This is a genomic window from Actinospica acidithermotolerans, assembly GCF_018139625.1.
Classification (GTDB): domain Bacteria; phylum Actinomycetota; class Actinomycetes; order Streptomycetales; family Catenulisporaceae; genus Actinospica; species Actinospica acidithermotolerans.
In genome coordinates, this window is sequence record NZ_JAGSOH010000008.1 from 46,782 (window position 1) to 65,382 (window position 18,601).

The following is an 18,601-nucleotide window of genomic DNA, read 5'->3' on the forward strand; positions in this document are numbered from 1 at the left end:
TTTACTGCGACATCAGTGTTGCAGTTATCCCGATAACACCTACACTGGAGTAGTGGCATGGGAGGCGGTCCACAATCCCCGGCACGTTCGACGAGGCACTGAGAGGCAAGACATGACTGTTCGCGACAAGCTCTACATCGGCGGCGCATGGGTCGCGCCGAGCGACCCGGACCTGATGCTCGACATCCTTTCCCCGCACGACCAGTCGGTCCTGGGCCGGGTGGCCCAGGCCGCGCCGGCGGACGTGGACGCCGCCGTGGCCGCGGCCCGCAAGGCCTTCGACCACGGCCGCTGGCCGCGCACCCGGCCCGAGGAACGACAGGAGGTCATCCGGCGCTACGAGGCGCTGCGTGCCGCCCGCGCCGACGAGATCGCCGCGGCCATCTCCGCCGAGAACGGCTCGGCCGGCTGGTTCACCAAGGCCGGCCAGCCCTTCCTGGCCCGCCAGGTCGGCGCGTATCTCAAGGCGGCCGAGGAGTTCGGCTGGGAGGAGGTCCTCGAGCCTTCCGATCCGTCGGTGGCCTTCGACACGATCGTGCGCCGTGAGGCGATCGGCGTGGTCGCCGCGGTCATCCCGTGGAACTCGCCGTTCTCCGCCGCCACCGCCAAGCTCGTCCCGGCGCTGCTGGCCGGCAACTGCGTCGTCCTCAAGGTCTCGCCGGAGAACTCGCTGAGCATGATGCTGCTGGCCGATCTCTGGCACGCGGCCGGGCTTCCCGCCGGTGTGCTCAGCATCCTGCCGGCCGAGCGCGCGACCAGCGAGTACCTCATCTCCCACCCGGACGTGGACAAGATCGCCTTCACCGGCTCGACGCGAGCCGGCCGGCGCATCGCCTCCATCGCGGGCGGCCATCTCAAGCGGGTCAGCCTGGAACTCGGCGGCAAGTCCGCCGCGTTGATCCTCGACGACGCGGACGTGGACGCCGCGGCACAGAGCCTGCGCTTCGGCTCGCTCGGAAACAACGGCGAGGCCTGCATTCTGCAGACCCGCATCCTGGCCCCCCGCAGCCGCTACGAAGAGGTCGTCACCGCGCTCCAGCACATGATCGAATCGCTGAAGGTGGGCGACCCCACCGCCCCGGACACCTTCATCGGCCCGATGATCCGCCCCGACCAGCAGCAGCGCGTCATCGACTACATCAACACCGGCGTGGCGGAAGGCGCCCGCCTGGTCACCGGCGGCCCGCAGGTACCCGAGGGCCTGGAGAAGGGCAACTACGTCACCCCGACGCTTTTCGCGAACGTCGAGAACTCCATGCGTATCGCCCGGGAGGAGATCTTCGGACCGGTCCTGGTCGTGATCGCCTACGACGACGAGGACGACGCCGTCCGCATCGCCAATGACTCCGAATACGGTCTCTCGGGCGGCATCTGGAGCGCCGATCCCGAGCGTGCCCTAGCCGTCGCACGCAGGCTGCGCACCGGCACCGTCACCCTCAACGGCTCCCCCATCAGCTTCGACGGACCCTTCGGCGGTTACAAGGCCAGCGGCATAGGACGCGAGTACGGCAAGGTCGGGCTCACCGGCTACGTCGAGCACAAGTCGATCACCCGGCCACGTCAGCCCCAGACGGCCTCAGAGGTCTGAACCGCATCGAACTCGGAGTCCGCCGCAGGATCTGACCGGGCCGCTAGGGCAGGGTGACGACGACCTTCGCCGCCGAGACACCCTTGAGCTGGATGTCCATGGCGTGCTGGATGTCCCCCAGCCCGTGCCCGACGACCATCGGAGCCGGCGCGGCGGCGTAGCGGCCTTCGGCCAGGGCGTCCGGGAGGTAATCGCGGTAGATCGCGGTGCTGACCTCGTTCGATTTCACCGTGGTTCCGAAGATGTACTTCATCCGCGTACGCCGGATACGCCCCCTGACCTGCAGCGCGACATTGGAGGTCACGAGGCGCCAGATCAGCCGGGGAACCGCGAATCGGCCCCGGTCACCGTCAGCGAGCGTCGCGAAGGACACCGGCGGGGTGGCTATGGACACGAACCTGTTGCCCCGGCAGGCCCCGACGATCCGCACGCACGAGGCGGCGCCGGTCTCGCCGATGGCGATCGCGCCGGCAAGCCGGCGACCGGCGAACGCCGCGACGATGTCCGGCACGACGTTAGGACTATGATAATCGAACACTTGCACAGCCCCGAGGGATTTGACGTAGTCGAAGTTACGCGGCGAGGCCGTGGTGATGACCTCGTAGCCCGCGGCGACGGCCAGCTGGATGGCGTTGCTGCCCACACTGCTGGAACCGCCCCAGACCAGGAGCGTCTGTCCGGTCGGCTCCGCGCTCGCCGTGGGGTGCCGCAGCGCCAGCTGGTCTGTTTGGAACAAGGCGGCAGCCGCGGTCGACAACGCCAGCGGGAGGACGGCGGCGTCCTGGAAGGACAGTTCACCGGGGATCGGGCAGGCCATGCGCTCCAGCACGACGGTGTAGTGCTGGAAGCCTCCCTCGGCCGAACTGTTGCTGTCCTTGTCCGTGCCGACCGCGTGGCCCAGCACCCGCTGGCCGACCCGGAACCGGGTCACCGCGGCTCCGACCTCGACGACCTCGCCGGCCACATCGGAACCCAGCACCGTCGGGTAAGTCAGCCACCGATAGCCGAGGCTGCCGGCGACCTGGATGAACCACTCGAGGGGGTTGACGGCCACGGCGTGGTTGCGGATGACGATCTGCTCATCGCCCGGCCGCGGGTAGGCCGCCGGCCCCACTTCGAGACGGGCGTGCTTGGCGTTGATCCAGGCGGCGGAATTGGTGGTCACGAGGGCGTCCCTCCAGATGAGTGAGTGCACTTGGTGCAATGACAGTCTCACATGTGATTGCACCAAGTGCAACAGCCGTTAGGCTGGACCCATGGGACGTTGGGAGCCGAACGCGGTGGAGAGGCTGCAGTACGCGGCCGTGGCGCTGTTCCTGGAACGCGGGTACGCCGAGGTGACGGTCGCCGAGATCGCCGAGCGGGCGGGACTGACCAAACGCACGTTCTTCAACCACTTCACCGACAAGCGCGAGGTGATCTTCGCCGGAGCCGCGGCGTTCGAAGCGGACATCGTCAAACACCTGACCGAAGTCCACGCCGACGCGAAGCCCCTCGACGCGGCCGTGCAGGCCCTGACCCGCGGCGGCCTCGACCTGACGAGGTACGGCGAGGCGGCTTGTGCCCGACGCCAGGTCATCGCCTCCTCACCCGAGCTGCAGGAACGCGAACTGATCAAAATGGCAGCCCTGGCGAGGGTCATCGCCAAGAAGCTCGAGGATCGCCTCGTACCGGGCAGAATCGCCCTGTTCTCGGCGCAGGCGGCGATCGCCGTGTTCACCGCCGCCTACGATGCGTGGATCGACGACATCACCGCGGACTTCGCGACCCTGATGCGGCAATCGCTGGCCGACATGCATCTAGCCATCAGCTGAGCGGAGCCAAGGAAGATCAGGAACCTCAAGACCATGCCGTGATCCTGAGGCCTGACGGAGAATCAGCCGGGATCAGCCCCCGCGGCCGGCGGTCAAGTCAGCTCCGGTCGGCGGCGCCCGTGCCGTCCAGGAAGTGGAGCACTGCCAGGACCCGCCGGTGGTCGCCTTCGGCTGCGGAGAGGTTCAGCTTGGTGAAGATGCTGTTGATGTGCTTGGCCACCGCGCTTTCGCTCACCACCAGGCATTCGGCGATGCCGGCGTTGGAGCGGCCTTCGGCCATCAGGGACAGCACTTCGCGTTCCCGGGCGGTCAGCCGGTCCGTCGGCCGGCCGTGGCGACGCAGCAGCAGCTGGGCCACCACCTCCGGGTCGAGAGCCGTCCCGCCCGCGGCCACCCGGCGCAGTGCCTCCAGGAATACCTCCACGTCCGCGACCCGGTCCTTCAACAGGTAGCCGATGCCGGTCGTCCGGGTGGCCAGCAGTTCCGCGGCATAGCGCTCCTCGACGTACTGAGACAGCACCATGATGGCCACGTCAGCCCACTGCTGGCGGATCACCAGGGCCGCCCGGATGCCCTCGTCGGTGAAGGACGGCGGCATCCGCACGTCCACGATCACCAGTTCCGGGCGGTGCTGCTCCACCGCGGTCAGCAGCGCGTCCGCGTCGTGCACCGCTGCCACCACCTCGAATCCGGTGGTTTCCAGCAGCTTGGTCAGTCCGGCGCGCAGCAGGACGGAGTCCTCGGCGATCACGGTTCGCATGGCAGGTCCACCTTAATCGTCGTCGGGCCGCCGAGCGGGCTGCTGATCCCGAAGCTACCGTCCACCGACGCGGCCCGCTGCGCCAGGCCGGTCAGGCCGGTGCCCCGGCTCGCCTGCGCGCCGCCGATCCCGTCGTCCGTCACCGTGATCCGCAGCACCGTGCCGTCCAAGCGCACGTCCACCTGGACGGCCGTGGCTCGGGCGTGCTTGTTCGCGTTGGCCAGGGCCTCGGAGACGATGAAGTACCCGACGGCCTCTACCGTGGACGAGACCCGGCGCGGCACGTCCACCGTCAGCCGCACCGGCACCGGGGAGCGCGCGGCGATGCCGGACAGCGCCGCGTCGAGGCCACGGTCTTCGAGCACCACCGGGTGCAGCCCGCGCACCAGCTCCCGTAGCTCGGTCAGCGCCTCCTTGGCCTCCTCGTGCGCTTCTTGCAGAGCCCGTCGGGCCGGCTCCGACAGCTCGTCCGCCAGGGTCGCCCGGGCCAGGCCGAGGTTCATCGCCAGCGAGACCAGCCGCTGCTGTGCGCCGTCGTGCAGGTCGCGCTCGATCCGGCGGCGCTCGACGTCGGCGGCGTCGAGCGCGCCGGCCCGGCTCTCGGTCAGCTTCGCCACCCGCTGGGCCAACTGCTCCGCCCGGCTCGGGCCGAGCAGTTCGGAGGCCGCCCGGGCATCCACCCGCACCGCGACCGAGACGATCCACGGGCCCAGATACACCAGGATCGCGCACAGCAGCACGATCCAGAGCTCCGCGCCGGCCCAGACGAGGCGTTCCGTCATGCCGAACACGTGCACGAGCACCCAGAACACCGCGGACGTCGCCAGGTACGTCAGCGCGGCGCCCCAGGCCAGCGCGCCGAGCAGGCCGAGCAGGTTCACGGCCGGCCCGACGACCAGGTGGTAGCACGCCTGCCGCCAGGTGCGCGGGGAACGCAGGTGATCGCGCAGCGCCGACCACACACCGCCGGAGGATTCCGGGGACCGCTCGATCGTCGGCGGCTTCGGGATCCGCACCCCGAGCACCTCGTAGAAGCAGCCCCGGCGCAGCACCGTCAGCCACGGACAGAGCGCCACCGCCGCCGCCACCGAGACGAACGCGCAGGTGAGCACGGCCAGAAACGAGATCGGCGGGAAGAGGATCCACGGTAGCGCCATGACGAGCAGCGGAAGCAGGTTCAGGCCCGCGGACAGGACGGTGAACCCCAGGTCGCGCCAGGCCCGGCGGCCCCACGGGCCGGCCAGCACGCTGCGGAGCGCTCTCGCTCTCGTTTCGGTGTGGGTGATGCCGGAGCTCATGGAGCCCACCGTATAAGGCCTGATCATCGTTGGTCCATGACGCTGCCTACCGCTTGCACCTGTACCCAGCACCACCCCGAAGACGGAAAGCCACGCTACTGATTCACCGGCCGGCGGCGGCCAGAGTGGTTCCCGGCCCGAACGATCGGGCGGTGCGAGAAGGAGACCACTGTCATGCTCGGCACGCTGAATCAGCCGGATCGGCTCCGGTGTCCGGCCCGGTCCGGCGGCCCGGTCGGCCCGGGATCCCGCAGCACGCGCATCCGGCTCGGCCGGGCGTACGTCGCGGCAGGACTGCTCATGATCCCGTGGGTGCTCTTCCTGTCTCGCACTTTGCCGGCCGGCGCCACCGACTGCCACTGGGCGCTGGCCTGGGTGGGCGTGGACAGCAGCGAGGCGCTGGCCCTGTTCGCCACCGGCTGGCTGCTGCTGCGCGCGGACAACCGGTGCGTCCTGGCGGCCACCGCCGCCGCGGTACTGCTGCTGACCGACGCCTGGCTCGATCTGACCTCGGCCGCATCGCGCGGCGAACTGCTCATCGCGATCGCGATGGCCGTCTTCGCCGAGGTCCCGATAGCCATCGCCTGCGCCGCGCTGGCGCTGCGGCTGACCCGCCACCCCTTCCCCCCGGCGGCCGAGACCGCCGGAACAACAGACAAGCAGGAGGAGCAGAGATGTCTCTGACCCATGCCGCAACCCGCCGGGCCTCGCGCCGAACCGGCCTGACGGCCGCGGCCGGGCTCGCCGCCTTGGCCGCCGGCGCCTGGTGGTTCACCGACCAGGCGCCCTACCCCTACGCCCAACGCCGGCTGCTGGACCTGCAGTTGCCGTTCCTGGCCAAGGCGGACCTTGACCAGGTCCTGCAGCCCAGGCCCGGGGAGCGGATGCTCGAGATCGGCCCGGGCACCGGCCTGCAGACACTGCACATTGCGCCGCAACTGGGCACGGAAGGCCGGCTCGACATCGTGGACATCCAGCAGGAGATGCTGGACCACGTCATGGGCCGAGCTGCCGAGAAGGCACTGGACGTCGTCCGCCCGCACCGCGCCGACGCCCGCGAGCTTCCGTTCGAAGACCAGACCTTCGACGCGGTCTACCTGGTGACCGCGCTGGGCGAGATCCCCGAACCGGGCCGGGTGCTGGCCGCGGCGGCCCGAGTGCTCAAGCCCGGCGGCCGGCTGGTGGTGGGCGAGTTCTTCGACCGGCATTGGATCCCGTTCGGCCGACTGCACCGCCTGGCCGACACGGAGGGCCTGCACCTGACCGCCCGCCGGGGCCCGAGCGTGGCCTATCTGGCCCGATTCCGCCCCTGCGCCGCGGCCTGACGCATCCTCGAGGCGAGCCGGAGTCCGCGCCGCAGCTGTGATCAGGCCTCTGCGAGGTAATCGCGGACGGTCTGCGGCTCGCGGGCGATGAGCGTGCGCAGGGCCGGGTCGGTGCCGGCGAAGAAGCCGCCCGCGGCGGCCTGGTACATGCCGAGCAGGAAGCGGGCCATGAACTCCGGCGTGCCGGCGGACGTCTGGGCCTTCACCCAGTCCTCCGGGTCGAGGATTTCGAGGCGGACGGCTCGGCCGGTGACGTCCGAGGCGATACCTGCGATGTCTTCGAAGGTGGGTGCGCTGCTCGCGGTGATGGTCACCGGGCCGTCGTAGGCTCCCTCGGAGAGAATGATCGCCGCTGCGGCCTCGGCGGCGTCGCTGCGCGCGGTCCATGACACGGGTCCTTCGGCTGGCACGGCAATGACGCCCGTCTCGCGCCACGGCCCGAGGAGCCACTGCAGGCTGTGCATGTAGAAGCCGTTGCGCAGCGAGGTCCATGCCAGCCCTGATTCGGCGAGGATCTGCTCGGTCGCGGCGTGGTCGCGGCCCGGCCGGAAGGGCGTGTCGGGTGACGCGCCTTGGTGGCTCGTGTAGAGGACCCGCCCGACGCCGGCGCTCACGGCGGCGTCGATGGCGCAGCGGTGCAGTGCGACCGCGTCGGCGGCCGGATCGCTCGAGGACACGAGCAGCAGCTGGTCCGCGCCGGCGAACGCCTCGGGCAGCGAGTCCGGGGCGGTGTAGTCGCCGTGCCGGACCGCGATGCCGCGCTCGGCGAAGGGCCGGGCCTTCTCAGTGTCCCGCGCGACGACCGCGATCTGCGCGGCGGGCAGGTGCTTGAGCAGGTGTTCGACGGTAGCCCCGTTCAAAGCGCCGGTTGCTCCGGTAATGACGATCATGGTGCTCCTCACCTCATGCTTCCAGCGGAATCAATTCCATAGTATCACCGATAACATCAGCGCTACCGGAAAAGTGTTATCGTTGACACATGGCTGAGGCGATCGACACCCGGAACGGCGCTCGGGAACGGATCGTCGACGCCGCCGCGGCGCTTCTCAGCGAAGGAGGCCAGGCGGCCGTCACCACCCGGGCCGTGGCCGAACGCGCCGGAGTCCAGGCGCCCGCCATATACCGGCTCTTCGGCGACAAGGACGGCCTGCTCGACGCCGTCACCGAGCACGTCATGACGGGCTTCGCCACGGCGAAGGCAGCGGCTGTGGCCGGCTCAGGCCGCGTCGACCCGGTCGAGGACCTGCGCCTCGGCTGGGACATGACGATCGATTTCGGCCTCGCCAACCCGGACCTGTACGTGCTGCTCAGTGATCCGGCTCGCGGACAGCGGTCCGCGGCGACGCAGGCGGGAATCCGGCTGCTCGCCGAGCGGGTCCACCGAGTAGCGCTCACCGGACGCCTCCGGGTCAGCGAGGAAGACGCCGTAGAGCTCATCCACGCGGCGGGGACCGGCGCGATCCTGACCATCCTCGGGCGCCCCGCAGCGCAACGCGATCGCCGTCTCGCGGACAGCATGTTCGATGCCGTACTTCACCGGATTCTCGCCGCCGCCGACGCTCCTCGGGACGCGACGAAAGCCAACGCCATCGCGCCGGCGGTCGCGCTTCGCGCGCACACCGAGCAGGTCCACGCGCTAAGCCCGGGCGAGCGAGCGCTGCTCGCCGAATGGCTCGAACGGATCATCGAGGTGGAGCGAGCCGCGGGAAGATGATCAGCGCGGCTGTGCATACCGATGCGTCGGCCCCCGGATCCGAGAGGCGTCCGGGGGCCGACGATTCATCGCGCGCTCAGCGGCGGCCGGTTCGCGGCGTCGGCTGAGGGCGCTGCCCGTCCGCTACCCAAGGGCGGCAGGCAGTTTCCGCGGCTACGACGTGGCGACGTCGTCGTACAGGGTGTAGGTCGGGTCGCCGGGGTAGTTGTCGTCCTTGTTGGTCAGGGTCAGGGTGTAGGAGTGCCCAGCCGTGATCGCGTGGGTGACCTTGGTCCAGGCTGCGCTGGCGGCGCAGGTCTTGGCCAGCACGGTCGTGGTGGTGCCGGATGTGTTGTCCTTCAGCGTGGCCGTGGCCCAGTCGTAGGTGACCGTGTCGGGGCAGAAGTTCTCGTACCAGAACGTCAGGGTCGTGTTCCCGGACGCGGCGGTGAAGGTCTGCGCGAGCGTGGAGGTGTTGCTGGGGTTGCTGTTGCCCAGCTCCGCCGCGTAGGTGCCCGAGTGGGCGCCCGAGCTGACGACCGAATAGGTGCCCGCGGGCGTCCAGCCGGAGAGGCTGCCGGTCTCGAAGCCGCCGTTGACGACCGCGTTGCCGCCGCCTCCGCCGCCGCTACCGGCGACGGTCCAGGAGACCGTGGTCGAGCCGGCCGCGCCGGTGGTGTCGGTCGCGGTGACCGTGGCGGTGCCGGTGCCCGCGGTGGTCGGCGTGCCGGAGATCAGGCCGCTGCTGGAGTTGATCGAAAGGCCGGCGGGCAGGCCGGAGGCCGACCAGGTGAAGGTCTGGCCGGAGGCCGAGTCGGTCGCGCTCATCTGCAGCGAGGCCGCGGTGCCCGCGGTCCAGGACTGGGCGCCCTGGCCGGCGACGGTCACGGTGTTCCCGCTGTGGGTCAGGATCGGGTGCGAGATCGAGCACGCGTTGGTGTCGTTGGACCAGCTGGCCTGCTCGGCGAAGGTGCCGTCGCCCATCGTCACGTTGGCCGCGCCGCCGGTGGTGCCGGGGCTGATCCAGGCGCACTCGTCCGAGTTCTCCTCGCCGTTGTACGAGCTGCCCGAGACCTGGTTGGTCCAGCCGCCCGCCGGGTTCTTGTCGGACATCATCTCGTGCCACTCGTGGCCGAGCGTCATGGTCCAGCCGTCGAGGGTTCCGGGCGAGTTGACGAAGCCGACGCCGCAGCCCGCGCCGGAGTCCATGTTGTACGGCTGGTTGCTGAACGCGAGGTCGCCGTACGGGGAGTTGACCGCGCCGCCCGTCAGGGAGCTGTCGCCGGTGTAGTCGTGCCAGGCGCAGTAGTTGTTCTGGTAGCTGTCAGGGTTCGTACCCGTCGGCGAGAGGATCACGTAGTACGTGTAGCGGTTCGAGGCCGCGGTGGTGTTGCCGAAGTGCGCGGCGGCGTTGACCGCCTCCTGGCCGAGCTGGTTGCCCGACGCGGTGCTCGGAGAGGCCCCGGAGTTGTCGTACCAGACGCCCGAGAGCACGCCGCCGGTCTGGTAGGGCACGAATGCGGCGTTCGACGGGCAGCTGGTGGCGCCGGCCGAGACGTTCGGCCCGTCGCACCACTGGGTCAGGTCGGCGGACCACAGTTCGTTGCCGGTGCCGATGCCCTTGAACATCTGCTGCGCGACGGGCGCGCCCCCGTCCGGGTCGCCGGAGAAGGTGGCGTTGCCGTTGGCGTCGGTGCCCTCGGTGCCCCACTGGCTTCCGTAGAAGACCAGGTAGACCTTGTTCTTGCCGCTGTTGACGCCGACGCCGTCGACGCCGCCGCCGTAGGACAGCGTCTCGGGGCCGGTCGCGACCTGCGGCGCGACATGGTGCGTGGCGGCGTACTGGTTCATCTTCGCCTGCTGCGCCCGGGTCGGGATGACCCCGTGCCGGTACGGGTGCTGATAGGCGGGCGAGTACGGGTTGGCGGTCGCGGCGGCAGCGGCGCCGGAGTGGGTGGCGGCGGTCGCAGCCGAGGCCGGGCTGAGCGCGGTCACCGTCAGAGCGGTGGCGAGCGCCGCGGCCCCGGCCAGAGACGCGCGCGCGATGCGGCGTCGGGCCGTGCTTGACTTGTGGATCACGGGAATCCCCTCAATGGTGGATACCGCGCCGGTACCTGGGTGAGGACCGGCGCGCCGGGGTCGGCCGGGTGTTCCGGGCGCGCGGGTTTGCCGCGACGCGTCGGAGCACACGGACGTCGTGGTGTCACGGGATATCTGGGTATGCAGCGGGAACTGCGGGTAGGTACAGGCCGGAGAAGTGCGGGTGGGCGCGGCGCCGCCGTCGGCCTGGACCGGCGATCGCCTGGTGAGAAAATTAATGAAAGCTGAAAACGGGGTCAATCCTTGAAGTCGGCAAGAAGTTGTTAAGACGCCTGCAGATTCGCGCGGACGAGCGCTCCGCGTCGGGAGGGGTCCGGGGTCGGTGACCCGCACCGCGCACGGTCTTGATCAACGGCCGCCTACCGCAACCGCGGCCGGTCAGGGCGCGGACGGCTCGGGCCCGGTCAGGGCGCGGACGGCTCGGGCCCGGCCGTCACGCGTCCAGCCATCCGGCCTGCGCTGCCTTGATCCCCGCCTCGAACCGGCTGCCGGCGTTGAGCCGCTCGCAGAGTTCGTTCATGATCCGGCGGATGGTGCGGTCGCTGACCGCCAGCCGGGCGGCGGCGGCCTCGTCGGTCAGCCCCGAGGCGAGCAGCCGCAGCACCTCGCGCTCCCGCGGATTGAGTCCGTGCCGATCGTGCACGGGGCCGGAGCCGAACGGGACGGCCGTGTTCCAGACGCTCTCGAAGAACGCGGCCAGCGTGTGCACGAGGCCGGGGTCGGTCACCTGGAGGGCGCCCTTGACCGTCGCGCGGGTGTCCAGCGGGACGAACGCGATCCTGCGGTCGATGATGAGCAGCCGGTGCGGCAGCGTAGGCGCGGTGCGCACCTCGCTGCCCGCCTCGGTGAGCCACTGGGCGTGCGCCGCGGTCGCCAGGTCGTAGCGGCACGCGTCCTGAACGATCTCGCGGATCGTCACCCCGCGCTCCAGCACCCTGGCGTTGTTGCGGCGGGCCGCCTCCAGGTCGGCCGCGGCCCGCGCGGCGCCCGGGGTGATGCCGAGCACCTCGCTCCCGGCGTTCTCGGCGTGCTGCTCGATCCTGGCTATCACCGCGTCGACGCCGAGTACGTGTTCGACGCTGCTCCCCGATCCCTGCGCCGCGGCCCGGTCCGCGATCAGCTCGGCGATCTTCGCCTGGGAGGCGATGATGCGCGCGCGCCGCTGCTCAAGTTCCGCGTTGTGCCGGTTCAGCAGCCGCTGCAGCCCGACCTGCGGATCGACCGCCCGCCAGCCGTCGGCCCGTTCGGAGGAGCGGCGCACCAGCGCGAGCTCGAACATCTGGTCCAGGGCCTGGCGCACCCGGTCCTCGTCCAGGCCGAGCGCGCGGCACAGCTCGTCCACCCCGTAGGTCCGCTCGGCGAGCAGGGTCCGGTAGACGTCCTCCGCGGTCTCGTCCAGGCCCAACGCGTCCAGCATCAGATGTTCCTCCCATGACCCGCCGTTTCCCCGCGTCGATTCTTCCGAGTCGCCCGCGCCCGGACAAGGAATGTCGGCGGAATCTCACTCCGTGGCCACCGGCCGTGTCCAGGTCCGGACAGACCGCTTCCGGGCACGCCGCGCCCCTGGACCGGCCCGATCGGCCGACGGCAGGGTGGACTCCGTCCCCCCGATGTGCCGGGAACCGGCGTATCAGTACCCGCTCACGAAGGTGAAGAAGCCGTGCAGACAAACGCCCGCCGCCTCATCGCAGCCCTCGTCCTCACCCTCGGCCTGGGTCTCGCGGTCGCGACGCTCGGCGGCGTCCGGCACGCCGCGACGCCCGCCGACACGGCCTCGTCCGCGACGTCCACCGCGTCGGCCGACGACCTTTCCTGGGGCTGACCGCCGGCGGACCGCGCCGTCCGATCCATCCACTTTCGATCAACCCGCCTCTCAGGAGAGCTCGCATGACCACGGTTACCACCGAACCGCGTTCGATCATGTCGACCACCTGGTCGATCACCCCGGAATTCACGCTGACCGAGCAGGAGCGGGCCGACCTTCACGCCGCCCTGTCGACGACGACGGTCTCCCCGTACCGCAACTACGCGGCGTTCACCCAGCAGGTGACCGAGGTCATCCGCTCCGGCGCGGTACCCCGGCGGTTCCTCGACTTCGTCGCCACCCTGGCCGGCCGGGACCGGAACGCCGAACCGGTCGTGGTCATCAAGAACGTCCCCTTCGACGCGGACGTGCCGGTCTTCGACTTCGCCGAGCCGGTCAGCTCCAAGTACCAGCTCAAGACGACGTTCGTCGCCGAGGCGATGCTCGCCCTGTTCGCCCAGCTCGCCGGGACGCCGAGCATCGGCTACGTGAACGTCAACGACGGGGACGTGTTCCAGGACATCTACCCGAAGGAGTCGATGGCGGCCTCGCAGTCGCAGAAGGCGCTCAAGGAGATCCACTTCCACAAGGATCTCGCCAACCACTTCGTCCGGCCCGACCAGGTGTACATGGTCGGCATGCGCAGCCACCGGCAGAACGAGGTCTACACCTCGTTCGTGCGCAACATCGACATCTGGGAGTGCTTCAGCGAGGAAGAGCTCGAACTGCTGCGCGGCCGCAACTTCTACACGCCGTTCGACGACCTGACCGTCGTCGGCAGCAAGGAACTCGGCGACGCGGACCTGCACCCGGTCCTCGGGCCGATCGGCGACCTGCGCTACTTCGAGACCCGCACCCGCGGGATCAACGAGCAGGCGCGGGAGGTGCTCGCGAAGCTCGACGAAGCGCTGCACGCGCTCAAGCAGAGGGTCTTCATCGAACCCGGAGATTTCGTGATCACGTACAACAACTGTACGATCCACGCCAAGGAAGTCGTCGCGGTCGCGGACGAGGAGTTGCTGCGCACCCGCTGGATCATCAAGACAGTGAACGTCGACTCCATCGCGCCCCACCTCGGCCACCTGGTGCCGGGCACCGACTACCTCGTGAACGGCTGAACCCACCATGGCTGAACGCACTGTCGCCGACGCTACCCGCGCGGCGTGGACGAGCGTGCTCGGAGCGGCGCCGCTCGACGACGACGACAACTTCTTCGAGGCCGGCGGCGACTCGCTCTCCGCGCTCGAGCTCGTCACGATCCTCGGCGACGAGCTCGGCGCGAACGTCCCGATGGCCGAGCTGTACCGGGCGCCGACCTTCGGCGCGCTGGTCGCGCTGGCCGCCGGCGAGGGCGACGAGGCGGATGTGCCGACCGCGCACCACACGACCGGCCGGACGCTGGTCAGGCTGCGCCGCGGCGGGGCCGGACGGCTCTGGTGCTTCCTGCCGCCGCTCTCCGGGGCGGTCACCCGGTACGCGCCGATGCCCCGGCTGCTCCCGCCCGGCGACGCCATCTGGGCGATGGAGACCCCGGCCGAGCTCTCGGGCGCGGGCATGGCCGTGCTGATCCGCGGGCTGGCCGACCGGATCGCGGCGGAGGATCTCAGCGCGTTCCAGACGATCGTGCTGTCCGGCTACTCGCTCGGCGGCGTGTTCGCGCACGAGCTGGCGCGCGAGCTCGAGACCCGGCTCGACGGCCCGAAGGTGGTCGCGCTGCTGCTCGATCCCCCGGACCCGATCGAGTTCCGGCCGTCGCTCGACGACTCCTTCGACATCTTCGTCCGGGTCGGCTGGCGCATCCCGGAGCCGGCCGCCTCGTTCGTCGACGCCGACGGCGGCTACCGGCTCGACCTGGTCGCGGCGGCGGCGCGCGCGGCGGGAACCCTGCCCGCGGCCGCGCCCGACACGGAGGTCTCCGACGCGTGGACCGTCTACGCGTCGAACGCCCGGATCCTGGAGGGGCACGTCGTCACCCGCGGCGCTGGTCTGACGTTCATGCTGCAGTGCGACTCCGACGCCGAGGTGCCCGCGGGCGGCTGGGGCGCCGCGGAGCGCGCCAAGGGGGCGTGGGCCGACGCGGTCGAGCCCGAGCATGTCAACGTCCTGCGAGCCGACCACTTCGCCATGATGGAGCCGCCGAACGACCAGGCCGTCGGGCGTTGGCTGGTCGCCTCGGCCGACCGGGCCACCGCCCTGGCCGGGATCTCGTGATGGCCGGGACCGGAAGCGTGCTGAGCCGACTGCTCGAGGCGGCCTCGGCCGACCCGGCCGCGCCCGCGCTCATCGACGGCGCGCGCGTGGTCGGCTACGGCGAACTGCTCGACGCGGCGCGCGGCGTGGCCGCGGACATCCCGGCCGACGCCGGACGGCTGATCGGCATCCGGATGGGCCGCGGCTGGGCCGCGGTCGCGGCGATGATCGGCGTGCTCTCGACCGGTCGTGCCTACGTGCCGGTCGACCCGGCCTATCCGGAACCGCGGCAGCGCTACATCGAGGCCGACGCGCGCCTCGGCCACGTGGTCGAGGACGGCCCGGACGGCCCGCGGGTGCTGCGGCTCGGCGGTGACCCGGGCCACGAGGTGCCGGACAACGCGATGTACGTGATCTACACCTCGGGTTCGACGGGTGCCCCCAAGGGCGTCGTCGTCACGCAGGACAACGTGACCTCGCTGCTGGACGCGGCCACCGCGGACGTCCGGATCCGGCCGGGACGGCGTTGGAGCATCTTCCATTCGCTCTCGTTCGACTTCAGCGTGTGGGAGGTGTGGGGGGCGCTGCTCAGCGGCGGCTGCGGAGTGCTCGTCGACCGGGAGACCGCCCTCGACCCGCAGCTGTTCGGGGAGCTGCTGCGCGACGCCCACGTCAACGTCCTGTCGATCGTGCCGTCCGCCTTCGCCGGCCTCGTGCGCGCCGCGGCCAAATCCGGCCTGCGGCTGCCCGATCTCGGCACGGTGGTCTTCGGCGGCGAGGCCGTACGCTTGGGCGATGTCGCGCAGTGGTGGCAGGCGGGAGTCGCCCCCGAGTGCGCCATGATCAACATGTACGGCATCACGGAGACCACGGTGCACGTGACCGCGTGCCGGCTGACGCCCGACGCGCTGGCCTCGGCGACCCCGGGACGCACGCCGATCGGCAGGCCGCTGTCGAACGCGACGGTCCGGGTGAGCCGCGACGGCGGAGCGACGGTCTGCGCCGACGGCGAGCCGGGCGAGATGATCGTCCTCGGCGCCGGCGTCTCCGAGGGCTACCTGGACCGGCCCGGGCTGACCGCCGAACGCTTCCCGGTGCTCGACGGGCAGCGCGCCTACCGCTCGGGGGATTGGGGCGTGCGCACCCCGGACGGCGAGCTGTGCTACGTCGGCCGGATCGACAACCAGGTCAAGATCCGCGGCCATCGGATCGAGCTCGGCGAGATCGAGGGGATCCTCGAGCAGCACGACGACATCGCCGCGGCGGCCTGCGTGATCCACCGGGCGGACGGACGGCCCGAGCGCCTGGTGGCGTACGTCGTCGGGCGCGCGGTCGCACCGGAACCGCGGGCGCTGCGCGGCTGGATGGCCACGCGGGTGCCGGCCCACCTGGTCCCGACCCGGATAGTCCCCCTGGAGGAGCTGCCGATGACGGCCCACGGCAAGGTGGACCGCGCCGCGCTGAGCGAGCGGGCGGCCGAGCAGTTCGAGGCGGCGGCATGACGGCGGCCGACCCCGGCGCGATCATCGTCGTGCTCGGTCCCGGCTCACCGAGCCCGGCCCGGATAGTCCGCGCCGCCACGCCGTACCGCGTCGTGTTCGCAACGGCGCGGGCGGCGGCCGGCGACGCCGCGCGGGAGTCGACCGCCGTGCTCGCCGCCTCGCTCGCGCCGCTGATCGAGGTGGGCCCCGACGAGCCGGGAACGGCGGTGCCGCTGCTCGCGGCGCACCGGCCCGTCGGCATCACCACGTTCGCCGACGGCGCGCTCGAGCTGACCGCCGAGCTGGCGGCCGCGCTCGGACTCGACTACCACTCGGCCGACGCCGTCGCCGCGCTGACCGGCAAGTCCCGCCAGCGGGCCCGCCTCGCGGATGCCGGCGTCGATCGCACCCGCTCGGTCGTCGTCACCGACCGAGCCGAGCTCGAAGCCGCCCTGTCCCGCTGCCCGGCGGTGGTCAAGCCGCAGCGCGGCCAGGGCAGCGTGCAGACCTACCTGGTCCGCGATCCCGGGCACCTTCCGGCCGATCTCCCGGTCGGGCCGGACCGGCCGTTCGTCGTCGAGGAGTACCTGGCCGGACGCGACGAGCATCCTTTCGGCGACTACGTCTCCGTCGAGACCGTCAGCGTGGACGGCCGGGTCCACGTGCTCGGCGTGACCGGCAAACTCGCGTTGCTGCCGCCGTTCCGCGAGCAGGCCGCGTTCGTCCCGGCCCGCCTCGATCCGGCGGAGTCGGCTGCGGTCGCCGATCTCGCGGCGCGCGCCGTATCAGCCGTCGGCGTCGCCCGCGGCCTCGCCCACACGGAGATCAAGCTGACGCCGGACGGCCCTCGCGTCATCGAGGTCAACGGGCGGCTCGGCGGGTTCATCGATGAGCTGTACGCCAGGGCGTTCGGCCTCGATCTGCTCGCGATCGAGCTCGCCCTGGCCGCCGGGGCGAGCGCTCCACTCGATCACGAGCCCGCCGGACAGGTGTACTACCAGTACTTCAACCTCGGGCCGACCGGAGGCGGGACCTTCGTCGGCACGGAAGGGGTCGCCGCCGTGCGCGCGCTGGCGGGTGTGACGGGGTATCGGCCGCTCGTGGCGCGGGGAGCGAGCATCCCGGCCGGCGTCTCCACCACCGAACTGGACCTGCTCACCGGCCACGCGGCCGACCACGACGCGATGCTCGAAGACATCGACAAGGCGCTGGCGGAGCTGACCTTCACCATCGCGCAGGACGGCGCGAACCGCGTCTGGAAGCCCGGACGGGAAGGACTCGAATGCCTCAGCTGACCGCCGCCCTGCGTGCCCGGCCGCCCGCGGGCGCAGGCCCGCTCGTCTGCGCGACCGGACTGCTCGCGATCGGCAAGGGCGTGTTCCTCTCGACGCTCGTGGTGTACCTGCTCACGATCGTCCACGTGGGCTCGTTCGCCGCTTCGAGCGGGGCCGCCGCGTGGGGGCTCGCCGCGGTCGTCGCGGCCGTCCCGGCGGGGCTCGCGATGGACAGGTTCCCGCCGCGGGTCGTCGGAGCGGCCGCGTCGCTCGGCGCCGTGCCGATGCTCGCCATCGCCGGCTCGGTGCACCGGCTGGAGTACCTGCTGCCCGCGGTGTTCCTCGGCGGGGGCCTCGACGCCGTCGGCGGGGTCGCTCGGCGAACCCTGCTGGCCGCCAGGGCCGGCGACGGCGTGGCGGCCCTGGCGTGGGCACGGTCCGCCTCGAACGCGGGCTTCGCGATCGGCGCCGTGCTCTGCGTGCCGCTGCTCGGCTCGCACTCGCCGGGCACCTACCGGACGGCCTACGTGCTGGCGGCGCTCAGCTACGCCGCCGTGACCGTCGCGCTGCTGTGGGCTCCCGCCCGGAAGTCCGCGGCCGAAGAGACCGCCGAAGCGGTCACGCAGGCGGCCGAGCAGAGCGCCGAGACGGCCGCGCCGGCGCCGCGCCGCGTGGAGACGGCGGCGGCGCTGGCCACGTCGACGGCGATCCTCGGCCTGCACGCGTCACTGCTCGACGTCGCCTTCCCGCTCTGCATCGCCACCCGCACCTCGGTGCCGGTCTCGGCGTTCGGCTGGCTCCTGCTGATCAATACCCTGATCACGATCTTCGGGCAGATCGCGGCCAGCCGCTGGGCGCAGACCGTCGAGGGCGCGCTGCGCTGCACGATGCGCTCGGCGCTGTGGACCGCCGCGTGCTGCGTGCTGCTCGGGCTGGTCGCGCTCGGCCCTACCCCGTGGCAGGTCGCCACCCTCGTCGCCGCGATGCTGGCGCTGACGGCCGGGGAGATGCTGCAGTCCGCCGGGGAGTGGGGCCTGTCGGCCCTGCTGGCCGAGGACCACGAGCACGGCTTCTACCAAGGCGCGTGCGTCTTCGGCGAGTCAGTGCAGAGCTCGGGCGGACCGCTCCTGGTGGGCGCGGTGCTCGGGGCGGCGCCGGTCGTGGGCTGGGGCGTGCTCGGCGCCCTGCTGCTCTCGGGCCACGAGGTGACCCGCCGACTGGGCCGCAGCCTCCGGCCCGCACCCTGACCCCTGCTCCCTCGACGGAGGGAAGAC

Annotated in this window: 17 protein-coding genes; 11 read left to right on the forward strand and 6 right to left on the reverse strand. The window is 71.3% G+C overall.

What is annotated here, in order from left to right:
- Positions 1-112: 112 nt before the first annotated feature.
- A complete protein-coding gene (locus KDK95_RS05280; protein WP_212516866.1) occupies positions 113-1,588 on the forward strand; it encodes an aldehyde dehydrogenase in 1,476 nt (491 codons plus the stop codon).
- A 43-nt stretch (positions 1,589-1,631) separates the two neighbouring features.
- Here KDK95_RS05280 and KDK95_RS05285 read toward each other — a convergent pair whose 3' ends face one another.
- Complete coding sequence (locus KDK95_RS05285) at positions 1,632-2,753, reverse strand: zinc-binding alcohol dehydrogenase family protein (protein ID WP_212516867.1); 1,122 nt, start codon at positions 2,751-2,753, stop codon at positions 1,632-1,634.
- A 91-nt stretch (positions 2,754-2,844) separates the two neighbouring features.
- Here KDK95_RS05285 and KDK95_RS05290 point away from each other — a divergent pair, with 91 nt between their 5' ends.
- Positions 2,845-3,402, forward strand: coding sequence for a TetR/AcrR family transcriptional regulator (locus KDK95_RS05290; RefSeq protein WP_212516868.1), 558 nt, complete (start codon positions 2,845-2,847; stop codon positions 3,400-3,402).
- A gap of 97 nt (positions 3,403-3,499) precedes the next feature.
- Here KDK95_RS05290 and KDK95_RS05295 read toward each other — a convergent pair whose 3' ends face one another.
- Positions 3,500-4,162: a response regulator gene (locus KDK95_RS05295; protein ID WP_212516869.1), complete on the reverse strand. Its 663-nt coding sequence runs from the start codon at positions 4,160-4,162 to the stop codon at positions 3,500-3,502.
- Positions 4,150-5,460: a sensor histidine kinase gene (locus KDK95_RS05300; protein WP_212516870.1), complete on the reverse strand. Its 1,311-nt coding sequence runs from the start codon at positions 5,458-5,460 to the stop codon at positions 4,150-4,152. The genes KDK95_RS05295 and KDK95_RS05300 overlap by 13 nt, the downstream gene beginning before the upstream one ends.
- Positions 5,461-5,634: 174 nt before the next feature.
- Here KDK95_RS05300 and KDK95_RS05305 point away from each other — a divergent pair, with 174 nt between their 5' ends.
- On the forward strand, positions 5,635-6,144 hold the full coding sequence (locus tag KDK95_RS05305; RefSeq protein ID WP_212516871.1) for a hypothetical protein: 510 nt from the start codon (positions 5,635-5,637) through the stop codon (positions 6,142-6,144).
- Positions 6,135-6,785 (forward strand): class I SAM-dependent methyltransferase, encoded by a 651-nt coding sequence (locus tag KDK95_RS05310; RefSeq protein ID WP_212516872.1) that lies wholly within the window; start codon positions 6,135-6,137, stop codon positions 6,783-6,785. Before KDK95_RS05305 ends, KDK95_RS05310 begins: the two co-directional genes overlap by 10 nt.
- Before the next feature lie 41 nt (positions 6,786-6,826).
- On the opposite strand, the gene KDK95_RS05315 is transcribed toward KDK95_RS05310, so the two are convergent.
- Positions 6,827-7,675, reverse strand: a complete 849-nt coding sequence (locus KDK95_RS05315; protein WP_212516873.1) for an SDR family oxidoreductase — start codon at positions 7,673-7,675, stop codon at positions 6,827-6,829.
- Between the two features lie 89 nt (positions 7,676-7,764).
- Here KDK95_RS05315 and KDK95_RS05320 point away from each other — a divergent pair, with 89 nt between their 5' ends.
- The gene (locus KDK95_RS05320; protein WP_212516874.1) at positions 7,765-8,499 is read left to right on the forward strand and encodes a TetR/AcrR family transcriptional regulator; all 735 of its coding nucleotides are present in this window, start codon (positions 7,765-7,767) and stop codon (positions 8,497-8,499) included.
- 153 nt (positions 8,500-8,652) lie between these two features.
- Here KDK95_RS05320 and KDK95_RS05325 read toward each other — a convergent pair whose 3' ends face one another.
- Both KDK95_RS05325 and KDK95_RS05330 read right to left on the reverse strand, forming a co-directional pair.
- Complete coding sequence (locus KDK95_RS05325; protein ID WP_307844175.1) at positions 8,653-10,557, reverse strand: putative Ig domain-containing protein; 1,905 nt, start codon at positions 10,555-10,557, stop codon at positions 8,653-8,655.
- 454 nt (positions 10,558-11,011) lie between these two features.
- Complete coding sequence (locus KDK95_RS05330; protein WP_212516875.1) at positions 11,012-11,995, reverse strand: helix-turn-helix transcriptional regulator; 984 nt, start codon at positions 11,993-11,995, stop codon at positions 11,012-11,014.
- A gap of 243 nt (positions 11,996-12,238) precedes the next feature.
- On the opposite strand from KDK95_RS05330, the gene KDK95_RS05335 reads away from it, so the two are divergent.
- The 6 genes from KDK95_RS05335 to KDK95_RS05360 all read left to right on the forward strand — a co-directional run bounded on the left by KDK95_RS05335 (position 12,239) and on the right by KDK95_RS05360 (position 18,574).
- On the forward strand, positions 12,239-12,400 hold the full coding sequence (locus KDK95_RS05335) for a hypothetical protein (RefSeq protein WP_212516876.1): 162 nt from the start codon (positions 12,239-12,241) through the stop codon (positions 12,398-12,400).
- A 65-nt stretch (positions 12,401-12,465) separates the two neighbouring features.
- Positions 12,466-13,500, forward strand: a complete 1,035-nt coding sequence (locus tag KDK95_RS05340) for a hypothetical protein (RefSeq protein WP_212516877.1) — start codon at positions 12,466-12,468, stop codon at positions 13,498-13,500.
- 7 nt (positions 13,501-13,507) lie between these two features.
- Positions 13,508-14,593 carry a phosphopantetheine-binding protein gene (locus KDK95_RS05345; RefSeq protein WP_212516878.1) on the forward strand — a complete coding sequence of 362 codons (1,086 nt, stop codon included), beginning with the start codon at positions 13,508-13,510 and terminating at the stop codon, positions 14,591-14,593.
- Positions 14,593-16,074 (forward strand): amino acid adenylation domain-containing protein, encoded by a 1,482-nt coding sequence (locus tag KDK95_RS05350; protein ID WP_212516879.1) that lies wholly within the window; start codon positions 14,593-14,595, stop codon positions 16,072-16,074. The genes KDK95_RS05345 and KDK95_RS05350 overlap by 1 nt, the downstream gene beginning before the upstream one ends.
- On the forward strand, positions 16,071-17,348 hold the full coding sequence (locus tag KDK95_RS05355; RefSeq protein WP_212516880.1) for an ATP-grasp domain-containing protein: 1,278 nt from the start codon (positions 16,071-16,073) through the stop codon (positions 17,346-17,348). Before KDK95_RS05350 ends, KDK95_RS05355 begins: the two co-directional genes overlap by 4 nt.
- Positions 17,336-18,574, forward strand: coding sequence for an MFS transporter (locus tag KDK95_RS05360; RefSeq protein ID WP_212516881.1), 1,239 nt, complete (start codon positions 17,336-17,338; stop codon positions 18,572-18,574). Before KDK95_RS05355 ends, KDK95_RS05360 begins: the two co-directional genes overlap by 13 nt.
- The last annotated feature ends 27 nt before the right edge of the window (positions 18,575-18,601 follow it).